Source organism: Photobacterium sp. GB-36 (assembly GCF_003026135.1).
Taxonomy (GTDB): Bacteria; Pseudomonadota; Gammaproteobacteria; order Enterobacterales; family Vibrionaceae; genus Photobacterium.
Window position 1 is genome coordinate 305,950 of the sequence record NZ_PYNY01000003.1, and the last position, 16,873, is coordinate 322,822.

At 40.0% G+C, this 16,873-nt stretch carries 13 protein-coding genes; 5 read left to right on the top strand and 8 right to left on the bottom strand.

From position 1 onward, the window contains the following. Positions 1 to 34 precede the first annotated feature (34 nt). From C9J46_RS04790 to guaB, 3 genes are all read right to left on the bottom strand, one after another. Complete coding sequence (locus C9J46_RS04790; protein WP_107290607.1) at positions 35 to 1,591, bottom strand: AbgT family transporter; 1,557 nt, start codon at positions 1,589 to 1,591, stop codon at positions 35 to 37. A gap of 437 nt (positions 1,592 to 2,028) precedes the next feature. Continuing rightward, on the bottom strand, positions 2,029 to 3,606 hold the full coding sequence (gene guaA, locus C9J46_RS04795; RefSeq protein ID WP_107259502.1) for a glutamine-hydrolyzing GMP synthase: 1,578 nt from the start codon (positions 3,604 to 3,606) through the stop codon (positions 2,029 to 2,031). Positions 3,607 to 3,717: 111 nt separating this feature from the next. Further along, entirely contained in the window at positions 3,718 to 5,181 is a 1,464-nt protein-coding gene (gene guaB, locus C9J46_RS04800; protein ID WP_107245683.1) for an IMP dehydrogenase, read from the bottom strand. Between the two features lie 273 nt (positions 5,182 to 5,454). On the opposite strand from guaB, the gene xseA reads away from it, so the two are divergent. Continuing rightward, positions 5,455 to 6,804 (top strand): exodeoxyribonuclease VII large subunit, encoded by a 1,350-nt coding sequence (gene xseA, locus C9J46_RS04805; protein WP_107290608.1) that lies wholly within the window; start codon positions 5,455 to 5,457, stop codon positions 6,802 to 6,804. A gap of 57 nt (positions 6,805 to 6,861) precedes the next feature. On the opposite strand, the gene C9J46_RS04810 is transcribed toward xseA, so the two are convergent. The 4 genes from C9J46_RS04810 to C9J46_RS04825 all read right to left on the bottom strand — a co-directional run bounded on the left by C9J46_RS04810 (position 6,862) and on the right by C9J46_RS04825 (position 10,091). Further along, positions 6,862 to 7,107 (bottom strand): zinc ribbon domain-containing protein, encoded by a 246-nt coding sequence (locus C9J46_RS04810; RefSeq protein ID WP_045150963.1) that lies wholly within the window; start codon positions 7,105 to 7,107, stop codon positions 6,862 to 6,864. 409 nt (positions 7,108 to 7,516) lie between these two features. Beyond that, positions 7,517 to 8,392 (bottom strand): metal-dependent hydrolase, encoded by an 876-nt coding sequence (locus tag C9J46_RS04815; RefSeq protein WP_107290609.1) that lies wholly within the window; start codon positions 8,390 to 8,392, stop codon positions 7,517 to 7,519. Between the two features lie 78 nt (positions 8,393 to 8,470). After that, on the bottom strand, positions 8,471 to 8,878 hold the full coding sequence (locus C9J46_RS04820; RefSeq protein WP_107290610.1) for an META domain-containing protein: 408 nt from the start codon (positions 8,876 to 8,878) through the stop codon (positions 8,471 to 8,473). 196 nt (positions 8,879 to 9,074) lie between these two features. Further along, entirely contained in the window at positions 9,075 to 10,091 is a 1,017-nt protein-coding gene (locus tag C9J46_RS04825) for an OmpA family protein (protein ID WP_107205399.1), read from the bottom strand. Between the two features lie 689 nt (positions 10,092 to 10,780). On the opposite strand from C9J46_RS04825, the gene C9J46_RS04830 reads away from it, so the two are divergent. Both C9J46_RS04830 and C9J46_RS04835 read left to right on the top strand, forming a co-directional pair. Further along, positions 10,781 to 11,455, top strand: a complete 675-nt coding sequence (locus C9J46_RS04830) for a winged helix-turn-helix domain-containing protein (RefSeq protein ID WP_107205398.1) — start codon at positions 10,781 to 10,783, stop codon at positions 11,453 to 11,455. After that, positions 11,442 to 11,879, top strand: coding sequence for a hypothetical protein (locus C9J46_RS04835; RefSeq protein ID WP_107205397.1), 438 nt, complete (start codon positions 11,442 to 11,444; stop codon positions 11,877 to 11,879). Before C9J46_RS04830 ends, C9J46_RS04835 begins: the two co-directional genes overlap by 14 nt. 38 nt (positions 11,880 to 11,917) lie before the next feature. Here C9J46_RS04835 and cueR read toward each other — a convergent pair whose 3' ends face one another. Continuing rightward, a complete protein-coding gene (gene cueR / locus C9J46_RS04840; RefSeq protein WP_107205396.1) occupies positions 11,918 to 12,313 on the bottom strand; it encodes a Cu(I)-responsive transcriptional regulator in 396 nt (131 codons plus the stop codon). Positions 12,314 to 12,433: 120 nt separating this feature from the next. Between cueR and C9J46_RS04845 the strand changes: the two genes are divergently transcribed. Continuing rightward, positions 12,434 to 15,364, top strand: a complete 2,931-nt coding sequence (locus tag C9J46_RS04845; protein ID WP_107290611.1) for a copper-translocating P-type ATPase — start codon at positions 12,434 to 12,436, stop codon at positions 15,362 to 15,364. A gap of 180 nt (positions 15,365 to 15,544) precedes the next feature. Then, complete coding sequence (locus C9J46_RS04850; protein ID WP_107205394.1) at positions 15,545 to 16,432, top strand: TraB/GumN family protein; 888 nt, start codon at positions 15,545 to 15,547, stop codon at positions 16,430 to 16,432. Positions 16,433 to 16,873 lie beyond the last annotated feature (441 nt).

Here is a 16,873-nt window from a genome sequence, read left to right on the forward strand (position 1 = left end):
TATCTGCTCAAATTTAAATGTTTAGTAACTTAAATTATAAGCTGTATGTGTATGGCGCTTGTACACCTAGAGGAATGCCTAACGCCCAGTAAACAAGTAAGAAAATTGTCCAGCCTACTAACATCGCAATTGAGTATGGCATCATCATTGACGCTAATGTACCGATACCAGAGCTCTTCACGTAGCGTTGCATGTAAACAACAACCAGTGGGAAGAACACCATCATTGGTGAAATGATGTTAGATACAGAGTCACCTACACGGTATGCCGCTTGCGTTAACTCTGGAGAAATTCCTACAGCCATTAGCATTGGAACCATGATTGGACCAATCAGTGCCCATTTTGCCGATGCAGAACCAACTAACAAGTTAACACTCGCCGTTAATAGAATCATACCTACAATTGTTACCTGACCTGGCAAATTCATTTCTTGCAGTAACTGCGCGCCAGATAGTGCCAATAGCGTTCCCAAGTTAGATTGGGTAAAGGCTACTAGGAACTGAGCGATGAAAAATACCATGACCATAAAGCCTGCCATGCCAGCCATTGTAGTAGACATCGCTTTAATTACATCGCTGCTTTGCTTAAAGGTACCAGCAACTCGACCGTAAATGATCCCTGGGATCACGAACAGAATAAAGATTAACGGTACGATTGATTGCATTACCGGTGCATTGAACGCCGCGATTTCACCCGTTGGAGAACGCAGTGGTGATGATTCCGGCCATACCGCTGCAACTAATAGTACGATACCAGCAACCATTGCCCAACCCGCGTAAGAAAATGCTTTGCTTTCAAGTTCAGTGAAAGAGCCCATATCAGGTGCTTCTTCCGCATCTTCATCGATAGCTGTTTTACTTAAACGAGGCTCAATCACTTTATCTGTAATGTACCAACCGATACCAATGATCACGATAGATGATAAACCAGTGAACATTAAGTTCGCTAGTGGGTTCACAATGTAGCTAGGATCCATAATACGTGCAGCTTCTTGGGTAAAGCCTGCAAGTAATGGGTCAATACCAGACGGAATAAAGTTTGCTGAGAAACCACCTGATACGCCAGCGAATGCAGCCGCAATACCCGCTAATGGGTGACGACCTGCCGCATGGAAAATAATACCACCTAGTGGAATAACCAGAACATAACCCGCATCAGCTGCAGTATGTGAAACAATCGCAACTAAAATTAACATTGGCGTTAATAGTTTAGCAGGGGTCACATTCAGCATCTTCTTTAGGCCGGTATTGATAAAGCCAGAAGCTTCAGCAACACCAACACCTAACATTGCCACTAGTACAATACCTAATGGGGCAAAGCCAGTGAAATTCTTCACCATATTGGCAAGGAAACTCGCCAACGCATCACCTGTTAAAAGATTGTTTACTTGTACAACTTGTTGTGTAACAGGGTGAACTAAACCAAAGTCAAACTGAGACATAATCGCGGAAAGTACCCAAACTGCGATTAATCCCCAAAAGAATAATAAAGCAGGATCTGGGATCTTATTACCTGCTCGCTCAATACCATTTAAAAACTTATCCATAGCACTTGATGGCTTCGGTGCTTGATTTAATGTTTTTTCGTTCATGGCAACTCCGTGCCCCCATATTGGTTACGTCTGCAAAGTGGACTTACTTTAGTAAGTCTCATTGTTTTGCCTTTCAGCTACTACGGCTGAATTTAGGTCGGGTGATTGTAGCGAAATACAATAAAAAAAAAGCCATATCACCTAACGAATAACTAAACCTTATTACGGAAGATTGTAACCAAGCATTAACCATAAACAATAAAGCAACAACTCAATAAACAATTAAAAACATAAGCACCAACAAATACAAAACAAGTCTCAATCGCTTAGTTATACCTCTAGAAAATCCCCTCCAACAAGTAACCTTACGTGAAGCATGTCTTTCCTCATTTTCATCTTCATTTGAATGGATATCTATAAAATATGAGCAATAAAAAACCCTAGTAAGTCACCTTACTAGGGTTTGATGTTTGCTCAGTATTTTTCAGTAAGAGAGATTATTCCCACTCAATCGTTGCTGGCGGCTTACCTGAAATATCGTAAACCACACGAGAAATACCATCGACTTCGTTGATAATACGGTTCGATACTTTGCCAAGGAAGTCGTAAGGCAGGTGTGCCCAGTGTGCTGTCATAAAGTCGATTGTTTCTACTGCACGTAACGATACAACCCAATCATATTTACGACCGTCACCCATTACGCCAACAGAGCGAACGGGTAGGAACACGGTAAATGCTTGTGATACTTTGTTGTAAAGATCGGCTTTGTGAAGCTCTTCAATGAAGATAGCATCTGCACGACGAAGTAAATCACAATACTCTTTCTTCACTTCACCTAGAACGCGTACACCTAAACCAGGCCCAGGGAATGGGTGGCGGTAAAGCATGTTGTAAGGTAAGCCTAGTTCTAGACCAATCTTACGTACTTCATCTTTAAATAACTCTTTTAATGGCTCAACTAGACCCATTTCCATATCGTCTGGTAGACCACCTACGTTATGGTGAGATTTAATCACGTGTGCTTTGCCTGTTTTCGATGCTGCAGATTCAATCACATCAGGGTAAATCGTCCCTTGTGCTAACCACTTCGCATTTTTCAGTTTCTTAGATTCTTCATCAAATACGTCAACGAATACATGCCCAATCTTCTTACGTTTCGCTTCTGGCTCATCAATACCTGCAAGTGCTGATAAGAAACGATCCTCAGCTTGAACATGAACAATATTTAAACCAAATTTATCGCCAAACATGTCCATCACTTGTTGACCTTCATTTAAACGAAGCAGGCCGTTATCAACAAATACACACGTTAGCTTGTCGCCAATCGCACGGTGAATAAGCATAGCAACAACTGATGAGTCTACGCCGCCAGAAAGGCCAAGAATCACTTCATCGTCACCCACTTGCTCTTTAATACGAGCAATAGCATCTTCAATGATATTTGCTGATGTCCATAGCTTTTCACAGCCACAGATATTCATTACGAAGTTCTCAATTAACTTCATACCTTGACGTGTATGCGTCACTTCAGGGTGAAACTGAACACCGTAAAAACGCTTCTCTTCATTCGCCATTGCTGCAAATGGGCACGTTTCTGTTTCTGCAATTTTGATAAAATCTGACGGGATTTCTACCACTTTATCGCCATGGCTCATCCACACATCCATTAATGGTGTGCCGTCTTCGGCTGTTGCGTCTTGAATACCTTCAAGGAAATGTGTTGGTTCAACAATTTTAACTTGTGCGTAACCAAATTCACGCTCAGATGAACCTGCAACTTTACCGCCTAACTGCTCAGCCATGGTTTGCATGCCGTAGCACACACCAAATACAGGTACACCTGCTTCAAATACATATTGTGGTGCACGTGGAGAACCGGCTTCCGTTACACTTTCAGGACCACCAGAAAGAATAATACCGTTTGGCGCAAATTCACGGATATCGGCTTCATCAACATCCCAGCTCCAAAGTTCACAGTACACACCAATTTCGCGAATACGACGGGCGATTAGCTGTGTATATTGAGAGCCAAAGTCCAAAATAAGGATACGTTGTTCATGAATATTTGTGGTCATGGTCATTAGTGAATGTTCTCGAATAATTTTATATATTGGGAGCAAAGGCTCTGCTCCCGATGTTATTTCTTACTGACGTAATAGTTAAACCCAAAGATGAGTGGGTAACAATTAACCCATACGGTAATTAGGTGCTTCTTTAGTAATAGTCACATCATGAACGTGTGACTCTTTCATGCCAGCCCCTGAAATACGTACAAATTCAGCTTTAGTACGAAGCTCTTCAATCGTTGCTGAGCCCGTTAGGCCCATGCTTGAGCGTAAGCCACCCATTTGTTGGTGAACGATTTCTTTTAGGTAACCTTTATAAGCAACACGGCCTTCAATACCTTCTGGTACCAATTTGTCAGCCGCATTATCAGTTTGGAAATAACGGTCAGAAGAACCTTTTGACATTGCGCCTAGTGAACCCATGCCACGGTATGATTTGTATGAACGACCTTGGTATAGTTCAACTTCACCCGGTGCTTCTTCAGTACCAGCAAACATAGAACCTACCATTACACATGATGCACCAGCGGCAATCGCTTTACACATATCACCAGAGTAACGAATACCGCCATCAGCAATAACAGGAATACCGTATTGATCAGCAACAGATGCCGCTTCTGAAATTGCGGTAATTTGTGGAACACCAACACCTGTAACAATACGAGTTGTACAGATTGAACCAGGGCCGATACCAACTTTTACTGCACTCACACCTGCTTCAATAAGAGCACGCGCACCTTCAGCCGTAGCGACATTACCGCCAACAATTGGAAGATTAGGGAATGCCGCACGCGTTTCACGAATACGTTGTAGAACGCCTTCAGAGTGACCGTGTGAAGAATCGATAAGCAGTACGTCTACGCCAGCTTCAACCAAAGCAGCTACACGCTCTTCATTACCAGCACCAGCACCAACCGCAGCACCTACACGTAAGCGGCCGCGCTCGTCTTTACAAGCATTAGGTTTACGTTCTGCTTTTTGGAAGTCTTTTGCAGTAATCATGCCTTTAAGGCGGAATTCATCATCAACAAGTAACACCTTTTCAACACGGTGTTGTTGCATGATAGCTTCAACTTCTTCACGAGATGCGCCTTCTTTAGCCGATGCTAAATCTGCTTTAGATGTCATCACTTCTTCAACTGTCTTTGAAAGATCAGTAACAAATCGAACATCACGACCTGTAATAATACCAACTAACTCATTGCTATCTGTTACTACAGGGTAACCAGCAAAACCGTTCTGCTCTGTTAATCGCTTAACATCAGCAATCGTTGCGGTAGGTTTAACAGTCACAGGTTCAGAAACAACACCTGCTTCGAACTTTTTCACCATGCGAACTTGATCCGCCTGCTGTTCGATAGACATATTTTTGTGAATGAAACCGATACCACCTTCTTGAGCAAGACCGATAGCTAAGCGACCTTCAGTCACAGTATCCATTGACGCTGACACCATTGGGATATTAAGAGAAATATCTTTTGTCAGTTGAGTGCGCAGATCGGCAGTGTTAGGTAGAACGGTTGAATGGGCAGGAACCAGCAAAACATCATCGAAGGTTAAAGCTTCTTGTTTAATTCGTAACATTGCAATATCTCACACCGAATAGGGGTTTAAAGAAGGATAAAATATTGCGGTCGAATTATACGTATGAAGCAAACGTTTGGCTAGATTTTTTTTATTTTTTTTTCTTGACACATTTTAATTGATAAGTAATATATTTCGGTTAACTATCCGGTGATGCGGTCAAGGAAATACGGCCAAGATCTGTCCATTGATCTGCCTGTATACTTTATGTCTTATTCGGTTTTATTTTGACCGCCTGCCTACTACTTCATTCGATAGCAGGTACCATTCCTAGTGACCACTTTTTCCCCTCAAAGCCAAACGAATAGTCGTATTTACACGGTTTCTAGCTTAAATGCACAAGTACGTCTCGTACTTGAAAATGAAATGGGTGTAGTGTGGCTTATTGGTGAGTTATCTAATTTTTCGATGCCCGTTTCTGGTCATTGGTATTTCACCCTGAAAGATTCACGTGCCCAAGTTAAATGTGCCATGTTTAAAGGCAGTAATCGACATGTGACCTTTAAACCTGCCAATGGTAATCAAGTATTAGTTAAGGCGCGTTTGTCATTATATGAACCACGTGGTGATTATCAGCTGATCATTGAAAGTATGCAGCCAGAAGGCGATGGTCGCTTACAACAGCAATTTGAACAATTAAAAATGTCGTTAGCAGCGGAAGGTTTATTTGCGCAATCACTCAAAAAAACGCTGCCAGAACAACCTAAACGAGTAGGTATTATTACCTCAAAAACAGGCGCGGCTCTGCACGATATTTTACACGTTTTGCAACGTCGCGATCCGAGTTTACCCATTGTGATTTATCCAACCATGGTACAAGGCGAAGGCTCTGCAATTTCTATTGCACAAGCGATTGGTCGAGCCAATGCTAGGCAGGAATGTGATGTATTAATTGTCGGTCGAGGTGGCGGTTCACTGGAAGATCTTTGGGCATTTAATGAAGAAATTGTCGCGCGAACCATTGCCGCTAGCCAGATCCCCATTGTCAGTGCGGTTGGTCATGAGGTCGACGTCACTATCGCAGATTTTGTTGCCGATGTCCGTGCACCAACACCTTCTGCTGCCGCTGAGTTGATCAGTCGCGATATGACTCACCAAACACAATTACTCGATCGTAAAAAACAACAATTGCGCCATGCCGTCAGGTCGTATTTATCACACTCTTTGCGCCAAGCAACTCAACTACAACACCGTTTAGAGCGTCAGCATCCACAGCTTCGTTTAAATCAGCAGCAGCAACATCTTGATGAAATTAGTCAACGCTTAGTTCAAGCGATGCAGAAAAAATTACAAAAGCATCAACAACATATCGATAGTAATAACTATAAAATATCACTTTACTCCCCCGCTACGTTAGTAAGCAATGCACAACGAAATTTAGAGCGGAGTGAACGAAGACTCTATGATGCTTTAGACCGTAAGCTGCTAAATGCAAAACATAAATTAGCGGTAGCTGCAGAAAAACTAGAAACAGTAAGCCCCCTCGCAACTTTGGCCCGTGGTTATTCTATTACTCGAAATGAGCAAGGTGATCTAATCAGAAATACATCACAAGTTCAGCATGGTGATAAACTTATCACCACAGTAACGGATGGTGATATCCATTCCTGTGTTATCAAATAACCATAGTATCTGTTAACAAAAATGGCGCTATTTAGCGCCATTTTTTATACATTCTATTTAGCGTGTCTCAGCACGCATTTCAAATTGTACCTTAACCCGAGATTTAGACTTTAACTCATTGCAATGATTACAAAAATAACTTGCAGAACCACACGCTTGTAATCTTTCTAACTGCTCATTGCAATCAGGACAAAATACATGTTTCTCAACTTGTTGTTGGCAAAAATCGCAAAAATAGCCGTGATCTTTCCAACTTAATAAGCTGCTACATTGCGGACAAATATTTTCAACGTTATCAGCCATGCTCTTCGACCTCTGTACAAAATTTACATCTTCGAATGATTATTAAGTGCGGTAATCAGAAATACAATTATCTTGCGCGTAGAACTTCATCTTCATCACAAAGAATTATCATAAATAAGTTTTTTCCATTATTCGACAATCATAAAACAATCAATTTAGATCAACACGATGATCAACATGCTTAGTGGTGATCTTCTTTTAAAACAAACCTGATCAGCTAACAGGTATCAAAAGAACATTTATCAATACACTTCCCGAAAGCATAAGTTACATATGTTGTATTTGGATTTTAAACAGGATATAAATCCAAGAAATAATATTAAAACACAATGATCATGCATTATATAAATTAGGATCTTTATCTTTATAAGCATAACTCAGAGAATAAAATCTAAATAAACGTTTAATATTACGCTTTCACACTCTTGGTATACATCACAATCTCTTGGTCTGAATTCACTTTAAAATTAACGGTAACTGATTGATATTCAGATAAAGATAAAATATGAGTTCCACCACAAGGGATCTCAATAACGCCCTCAGAGCCTAAATTACATTGCCAATAACGCGAATCTGTCAGATGATCACCTTCTCGCCTCATTACCACAGCAGTTTTTAATGCTACCCAATCACTGAGTTGCAGATTAATACGCTCAGCTACAACATTAAGTTCTGCTAGTAGATCTGCGCTGTTTAGCCCACGCTTACGTAATGTTTTACCTAAACGATACGTGTCAGTACTGAGATCGGGCGTCACTTCACTTTTTTCTTGGGCATAGCTATGAAAATCATAGAAACCAAGCTCATCTCTACGAGTCGGCTCTTTTCGCCAGAAGTCATTATGAAGAACTTTATTTAACGCTAAAGAAGATAAATGCCCCGCACTATGTCCACGACTCAAACTTTGCTGATATTCCCTATCAACAGACAATGTCACTGTATTGCCAATATCAAAGTCTATTGTTCCTGTAATAATATGAACAACAACAAACACCCATCCTTCCGTATCCCGTTTAACCGGAATGTCTTGGGCAATAAAAAGATTGTTTGTTGCTAGCTCAATAGCACCAACGACACAATTGTTAACCTGATACTGTTTATCAGCATGAATAATCATCCCTTGATCAGCAGGATGATCAGGCCAAATATGGCTAACAGGATGAAAAGGGGTCGACTGGGTAACAACATAATTTTCGTCACCTGAATGACTTATCATTAGTACAGTACTATCAAGCAACCATTGTTGTTGAGTAAATACGACTTGCGTTGGCGCGATAACAGGCATCTTCTATCCTTAGTTCTACTTATAAAAAAGCCCAGCACAATGGCTGGGCTCTACATAAAATTAAATCACATAAGACAATCAACTTGCATTAGTTTTTTCAAATACCAAAAACTTATCGCCAGCATCAACAATGAGGCTATTGTTAATCACTTCAATACTTGTCGCACTGCGTAACACATTTAGCATATTATTTTCTTGTTTAACTAACTCAGGTAAACACATTTTGCGCGTGACAAATGGAAGCGAAAAATCACCGACTGGCTCAACCTTACCTTTAAAAACATTACAACCGGTAAAACCTGTTACCTTCATGTTTGATTCAATATTTAATGATGGTCGATGCTTTGTAATACCGGGGAGCTCAACTCCACCTTTTAGTTTCCAATCACCAACCATTTGTGCTGATTTTTCAAATTGCTGGTTGGAAAAGCACCCAGTTAATGAAATGGTCATTAATGCTAATAAACATAACGTTGTTTTTTTCATTATTAGTCCTTACAACATATCTTAATTCATTCTAATTAAATCGCTTACGCTTGACGTACACAGTCCTCCGCATTAAACGCGACGAATTAAAAGTGATTTAATGAGAATGTGATTAAAAAAATAATGCCGGTGAAAATATCACCGGCATTAATTTATCTTAGTAATAAAATACTAGATAGATGTGGATCAGTCTTAATTACTTAAGGATGATCTGTACTGAACGCTGAACGTAGTTAGTATTAGTCGCAGAGTCAGTTTTAAGTGGGTTGTTGTAACCTACAGAAGAAACAGTTAGACGAGATGCGTCGATACCGTTAGCTTCTAGGTATTTAGCAACGTTTGCTGCACGCTCTGCAGAAACTTTTTCGTTAACTGCAGCAGAACCAACTTTGTCTGCACGACCAATGATTTGAGCGTTAACTTCTGGGTTAGCTTGCATAGTTGCAATAACTTCACCTAGGTTGTAACGGCCGTAGTCATTTAGCTTAGTTTGACCATTTTGGTATGGTAGAACGTAAGAAGAACGAGTTGGTACTTGAGACTCAACAGCTACTTCTTTAACTACTTCAACGTTGTTAGTAACAACCATTGGAGTTGCTGGTTGACCGAACTTGTAAGTCATACCCCAGTACGCTTGAGTTAGATCAGCGTGACCGTGTGAAGTACGTAGGTCTTGGTAGTAATCAGCACCGATTTGAGTAGATAGTGCATGAGTGATTTGGTAAGACAGACCTAAACCAACTGTTGGTGAGAAGCTGTCAGACTTCATGTGTAGCGCGTTGTTTGCAAAGTTCTTGTTATCAGCGTAGATGTATGTAGCACCTAACTTACCGAACGCAGATAGTTTTTGAGTTAGAGGTAGGTTACCTTTCACACCCAAAGTACCTAGGTGCATGTCAGCATTACCTAGATCATGCATGTAATCGTAGCTACCGTAGATACCGAAGTATTGGTTGAAGTCGTAACCAGCATCTAGTTTAACACTTGGTGCTTCACCGTTTGCAGAACCAGGGAACTTAGAAATATCGCTGTTAGATACGTAACCCATACCTAGTGCGCCACCAACCCAGAAACCAGATTGATCGTAAGAAGGAGCAGTTTGTGCAGGCGCTGTAGCTGTAGTGCTAGTAGTTGCATCAGCTGCCGTAGCAGATGTAGCAACACCTAGAGATAAAGCTGCTAGTACAGATAGAGATAGAGATTTCAATTTCATGTTTAACTCCATTGAGTAATGCTTAAACTTTTTAAGTCTGCTTTATGTAGTGCGTACTATTTTTTTAATGTGTATCGCAAAGCAGTTATTGTCAGGAACGGGGTGTATTTTGTGACGAATACGATGTTATGGCAAGTAATAAAAAATGATGTTCACAATTATTTTGTGTTTTTCACCACAAAAAAAATCGGACTTCTGAAAAATAGTTTTTTCAGAAAAAAAAGGAGATAAAGGAAAATACAAAACAATTCATCTAGAAAAAACAGTTCTAAAAAAAGATAAAAAAACCATGTAAAAAAACATAAAGCAATAAAAAACAAATAATTAAATAGTTCTTTTTTATGATTCCAGCCATCTAAAAACATTACTTTATATAGGTGTATTGAATTATCAAAAAACGATCAAAGATTAATTTATCTGCACAATGTGGTATCTGCTACTTTTATTATCTCTTCCATAAATAAATTTTTTTGTTAGCATCAATGCTGACAAAAAAGATACTGGATTATTTTTTGTTTTTCTTTCATCCAATACATGTTACTTAAGTCTTCAATTTAGACAGAGTAACTGCTAAAAATTGCGTAGTTTATCCCGCTGCGCCAAGATACATTTAGCACTATAAATAATAACAATGATAAATACGTTAAAAGGCGACTATGGTCTTTTGTAGATAGTGAATAGGTAAATCAATGATTATATATAAGCAGGGTAAAGATAGCTTTGAACCCCAAAAAAGCGCTTATTCTACACCTGATACTACAACCAAACTCAGTGCTAGTGAGACAAAAATACTACAATACTTAATTGATAATAATGGTGAGATTATTAGCCGCGATAAATTACTGGAGATCGGTTGGCCTGATAAAGTCGTTGTACCTAACTCATTAAATGTTGCTATCGCTAATTTACGCAAAGCTTTTAAAACAAAAAATGAAATTATCATTACGATAAAAGGGGCTGGATTTACGATTGCTAAAAACACTTTTATACAGCATAAAATCCAACCAGAGCTCGTATCAGACAGTGACCATATAACGACTAGTCAAAGTGCAAACGCATCTTTAAATAAAGAAGAGAATGTAACTGCATTATTGGATAATAACGGTGAGCAGAAAAATGACACCACAGCAAAACAACCGTTATCAAAGATAGCAAAAATTGGTTGTGGTATATCCATGATTGCATTATTAGCATGGATAGGACTTTGGACCAGTAGTTGGCAAACACCACCCTGTGTATCCGTTAATAATCAGCAGATCTGTGGTAATATAGAGCTTCTTAACTTAAATGAATTGCCTAAAAACCTGCCATCGAAAGGCACTATATATATAGATTCAGCAGGTAAACTGTATGAAAAAAATTAAATACATCATCATGGCCTTAGTTGCTCTGATGTTATTTCCAATTATTAACGGTATGGGTTGCGACTTTAACTATAAATTAACCACTCCCGGCCATGAACAGTTCGGCAGTTGTAAATTTGGTCAATACACCTTAATAGACTATCCCGACCCAAAACAAGATAATGGCTATACCGTATTAAAAGGACTGTATTTTTACGCTTTTGGCAATGCGGCAATATTAATCACCAGTAATGAAGATCACACCAAGAAAATTACTGATTCTTCGATAGAGAGCTTAAACTTTGCAAATAAACGTTTTTGGTACCAGCTTTCGTTACAAAGACTGAATAAAGATGAACTTGTGATTTTCACAAAGCATCCAAAACCCAAGCTACAAGTGATCCCTTACGACGGCACACTTGCAATGACTGACAGTAATTCATAATCAGAATTAATAACAGGTGCTAATTTTCTAGCGCCTGTTTATTCTTGTTGTACTAACCCTTCCAATATCGGACAGGTTGAATTTTTATCTCCAGGACATTGCTTCGTTAATGCTTCTAGTGTTTTCTTCATCTGTAGTAATTCATTAATCTTAATATCTATCTCTTTTAACTTTTCTTCCGCCTTTTGTTTTACATCACGACTCTGACGACTTGAGTTCATTGATAACGTTAATAAATCACGGCATTCATCAAGAGAAAATCCAATCATTCGAGAACGTTTGATCAACAGTAACTCTGAAATATGGTTTTGATTATAATAACGATATCCATTAGCACCTCTAGGAGCTGGGCTTATCACACCTTTCGCTTCATAAAACCGAATAGTTTTTGCTGTTAGCCCTGTTTTTTCAGCGACCTCACTTATATTAATCATCTTTATCCTTCCACGTTTTATCTATTCTTTAAAATACACCAAACATACCTTGACCTTACAGTAACTGGAAGGTTTATTCTTACTTCATCCTTTAAATATAGTAAGGCGTAAGGGCTCAATATGAATGCTATTACTCTCCCACTCGCGAACGTCCATTGCATGAGCTGCGTAAATAAAATACGTTCAGCTTTAGCAACATTGCCCGACTGCCAAATTATCGATATAGATACAAAGCAAATTACTGTAAATAGTGAAAGCCCACTAAAAACAATGTCTGAAAAGATCAATGCATTAGGCTATCACGTCGGTTTCCACTATCAACTTGCACTAGCTGGTTTATCATGTGGTCGATGCGTGGCTAAAGTTGAAGCCGCACTAGCAAACCGGAATGATATTTTCAGCGCTAGTATAACGAAAGAAACAGCTGATATAACGGGCTCTCTAAGTGAGCAAACACTTACCGATATTATTACATCACTGGGTTATCAAATAATACCTGCTTCGTCGGAATTAGAAAAAGACACACTGATGTTTACTCTATCAGGGCTTTCATGCGGAAAGTGCGTTGCCAAATTGACAGAGAAACTAAAAGCCAATGATCAGATCAAAATCCTTGCTTTAGATAAAACGCATGCAGAAATTAGAACAATACTTACTGCAGAAGATGTCATTTCCATTATTACAGAGGCTGGCTACCAAGCAACACAAACAACTATAGATGACAAATTAGCTCAACCAGTAAACACCAATGAGCAAGAGAACAAGGATGATAAAGCGCTAAATGCTCTTCTCTCATCTGAAAGTTCTCAGGTTCAACAGCTACTGTTATCAGGTATGACATGTGCCAGTTGTGTCGCCTCTGTTGAAAAAGCGATTAAGCAAGTTACAGGTGTTGATACCGTCAGTGTAAACCTTGCGGAGCGTACAGCACTTATCTCAGGTAATCCTGATATAAAAGCCGTTATTACCGCGATTACTGCAGCCGGTTATGGCGCTGAAATCAGTGAAGATGAACAAACTCGACGTCATCGTCAACAACAACAAAATACTCAAACATTCAAAACACACTTAAGAAATGCATTTATTGCACTTGGCTTAGGGGTTCCTATGATGGCTTGGGGGATCTTTGGCGGTAGTATGATGATCGACTCAACCACCAGCCAATTGGCATGGGGATTTGTTGGCTTAATCACCCTATTATTGATCGTAACTGTTGGTAAAGATTTCTATCTCAATAGTTGGAAAGCATTTAAACATCATCGCGCTACTATGGATACATTAGTTGCGCTGGGGACCGGTGCTGCTTGGCTATTTTCAATGTTAGTTGTGCTTAAACCTGATATGTTTCCAGCTGCTGCTCGCCATGTGTATTTCGAAGCAACAGCCATGATTATAGGTTTAATTACATTAGGCCATGCCCTTGAAGCTCGCGCGCGTAGTCAAACATCGAAAGCATTAGAGCGTTTAATCGATCTACAACCACAAACGGCTATCGTAGTTGAAAACGGCGTGGAAAGTGAGCGTCCACTTAATGAAATAAAAAGTGGGATGACGTTACGTCTTCGCCCTGGTGCAAAAGTCGCTGTTGACGGTGTCGTTATTGAAGGTAATACCTATATAGATGAATCGATGCTAACGGGTGAGCCTCTTGCTGTTCACAAACAGAATGGTGACAAAATCAGAGCAGGGACTATCAACCAGCAAGGAGCATTACTCTTTAAAGCTGAGCATATTGGCAGCGATACAATGCTAGCTCGAATTATCCAACTCGTTCGTCAAGCGCAAAGCAGCAAACCCGCACTTGCACGCTTAGCTGATACTATTTCAAGCATCTTTGTGCCAAGTGTCATGATCATCGCCATCATTACTGCCATGGTGTGGTACTACTTCGGTCCAGCACCGTCATCGGTTTATATGTTAGTCGCTGCAACGACCGTACTTATCATTGCTTGTCCTTGTGCATTAGGTCTTGCTACACCAATGTCAGTCACTGTAGGTGTTGGGCGCGCAGCAGAGCTGGGGATTTTAATCCGTGATGCTGAAGCTATACAGCAAGCAGCCAACATCAATACTGTTGTGTTAGATAAAACAGGTACGCTCACTGAAGGGAAGCCACAAGTGGTAAGTATTCAGAGCTATACCGCTCTTACTGAAGATCAGCTATTACAATTAACCGCTACCTTAGAACAAGGTTCGGAGCATCCTTTAGCGAATGCTATTATTGAATCAGCGAAACAAAAAGATCTGACTCTCAGTCGAGTAACAGAATTTAAAGCCATTGCAGGTATGGGTGTGTCAGGCACTATTGATACAAGCAGCGTGATACTGGGAAATGAAAAATTAATGACCCAATACAATGTTGATATCAATCAAGCCCAAACTGACTTTGATAATATCGCCTCTCAAGGTGCAACACCTGTTTACTTAGCGAAAAATAACCAACTTATAGGAATTATTGGCATTAGCGATCCTCTACGTAGTGACTCATTAAGTGCGGTTAAACGAATGCAAAAAATGGGTCTGACTGTTGTGATGCTAACGGGAGACAGTTTTAAAACAGCACAAGTTATCGCGACTAAATTAGGCATTACGGATGTAGTTGCTGATGTGCTACCCGATGGTAAAGCGGAACAAATAAAACAGCTTCAACAACAAGGTAATCGAGTCGCAATGGTCGGTGATGGTATCAACGATGCTCCAGCTCTTGCATTGGCAGAAGTCGGTATTGCGATGGGAAGTGGCACTGATGTTGCGATAGAAAGTGCGCAATTTACATTAATGCGTCACTCTCTTCATGGGGTGGTTGATGCCTTAGAGTTATCTAAAGCAACCTTGCGAAATATGAAAGAAAACCTATTTGGTGCCTTTATTTACAATAGCTTAGGTATTCCTATTGCTGCAGGTGTATTGTACCCACTCACGGGTGCATTACTCAGCCCAGTCATTGCGGGGGCTGCCATGGCGTTATCATCCATAACGGTAGTTACCAATGCCAATCGACTTCGCTTATTTAAACCTAGCTACCAAGCTAAATCAGCACAGGAGAAATAGTATGTGCTTGTTATTAGGCATTGCTGCTATTGCATTAATTATTTGGTGGTTCTGGCTTCACCCTAGCCTTAGTTAACCAAACTAATACCAAAGGCTACTCTCAGTAGCCTTTTTTATTACTAATCAGGAATATTTTGTTATAACTAAGAAAACGTATAATTTCTTATTTTAAGGCGATGAATGTTTAGATCTTTACTTTCAAAAATTCTGGTGCTGCTGCCATTTATTTCTCATCATGCATTCGCAGAGCCCATTGTTTGGAAAATTTATGACACGCAACGCCAGTTCTATGTATTAGGTTCAATACATGCGGGTGAGAAAGACATGTTTCCATTACCAAAGGCTTTTTTAACGCAATGGAAACATGCTGATGCATTAATTGTTGAAGCCAATATACTCACTCAATCAACATCGACCATCGAACAATACCAGCCACCATTAACCCAAGACAAACTCAATTCCGAACAACTCCAAACGCTTCAAATAATCACAACATCACTACAACTTCCTTATGAACACCTTATTGCTCAGCCACCATGGTTGACAGCAACTTATCTCCAGCTTGCACTCGCTAAGCAACAAAATCTATCGACCGATCAGGGTATCGATTATGTGTTATTGAAAAGAGCGCAGCAGCAAAATCTACCAATTAAGGCATTTGAAACGGTTGAGCATCAATTAAACCTGCTTCAAAACTTACCTGAAAATGGCACTAACATGTTGTTAGAGACCATCAATAACTGGCAACAAACAGAGCAAGCACTGAAATGTTTAGTTAATGTATGGAAACAAGGCGACAGTAAAAAATTTACCGAACTATTCAACGATACCCAATTTGATCCAGAAACCAACGATGCCTTAATTTTTTCTCGGAATCGTCAATGGACAAAAATACTCAGTGAATCAGAAGATTATCAATCTGGACGGTTTATGGTTGTTGTCGGCGCATTTCATTTAATCGGAGAGCAAGGACTTCCCGCTTTGATGGAGAAAGAAGGATTTACTGTTGAAAGGATCACCAAAGGTGTTACGGCACAGTGTGATGGATGGGAAAAGCTAACGTCATAAATACCAACACATGGCTGTGTAAAAACACTTTAAATCGTATTATTTACTCACAGGGTTTATAAACATCAGATGTAAAAAAGCCCCGTTTTTCAACGAGGCTTTTTATAAGTGGTCGGTGAAGAGCAGGTTTTTAATAGATCAGGAACCCCCGACCCTCTGGTCCGCCATTTACCTAGAGCTGTGATGCTCTACCAAACATGCTATTCAACAAAATATGAAAGACATCTGATGCAAAAAAGCCCCGTCTTTCGACGAGGCTTCTAATAAGTGGTCGGTGAAGAGCAGTTTTTTAATAGATCAGGAACCCCCGACCCTCTGGTCCGCCATTTACCTAGAGCTGTGATGCTCTACCAAACATGCTATTCAACAAAATATGAAAGACATCTGATGCAAAAAAGCCCCGTCTTTCGACGAGGCTTCTAATAAGTGGTCGGTGAAGAG

Coding starts and splice junctions, on each gene's coding strand:
- C9J46_RS04790 (WP_107290607.1), bottom strand. CDS start 1,591: ATGAACGAAAAAACATTAAATCAAGCACCGAAGCCATCAAGTGCTATG.
- guaA (WP_107259502.1), bottom strand. CDS start 3,606: ATGACCACAAATATTCATGAACAACGTATCCTTATTTTGGACTTTGGC.
- guaB (WP_107245683.1), bottom strand. CDS start 5,181: ATGTTACGAATTAAACAAGAAGCTTTAACCTTCGATGATGTTTTGCTG.
- C9J46_RS04810 (WP_045150963.1), bottom strand. CDS start 7,107: ATGGCTGATAACGTTGAAAATATTTGTCCGCAATGTAGCAGCTTATTA.
- C9J46_RS04815 (WP_107290609.1), bottom strand. CDS start 8,392: ATGCCTGTTATCGCGCCAACGCAAGTCGTATTTACTCAACAACAATGG.
- C9J46_RS04820 (WP_107290610.1), bottom strand. CDS start 8,878: ATGAAAAAAACAACGTTATGTTTATTAGCATTAATGACCATTTCATTA.
- C9J46_RS04825 (WP_107205399.1), bottom strand. CDS start 10,091: ATGAAATTGAAATCTCTATCTCTATCTGTACTAGCAGCTTTATCTCTA.
- C9J46_RS04830 (WP_107205398.1), top strand. CDS start 10,781: ATGATTATATATAAGCAGGGTAAAGATAGCTTTGAACCCCAAAAAAGC.
- C9J46_RS04835 (WP_107205397.1), top strand. CDS start 11,442: ATGAAAAAAATTAAATACATCATCATGGCCTTAGTTGCTCTGATGTTA.
- cueR (WP_107205396.1), bottom strand. CDS start 12,313: ATGATTAATATAAGTGAGGTCGCTGAAAAAACAGGGCTAACAGCAAAA.
- C9J46_RS04845 (WP_107290611.1), top strand. CDS start 12,434: ATGAATGCTATTACTCTCCCACTCGCGAACGTCCATTGCATGAGCTGC.
- C9J46_RS04850 (WP_107205394.1), top strand. CDS start 15,545: ATGTTTAGATCTTTACTTTCAAAAATTCTGGTGCTGCTGCCATTTATT.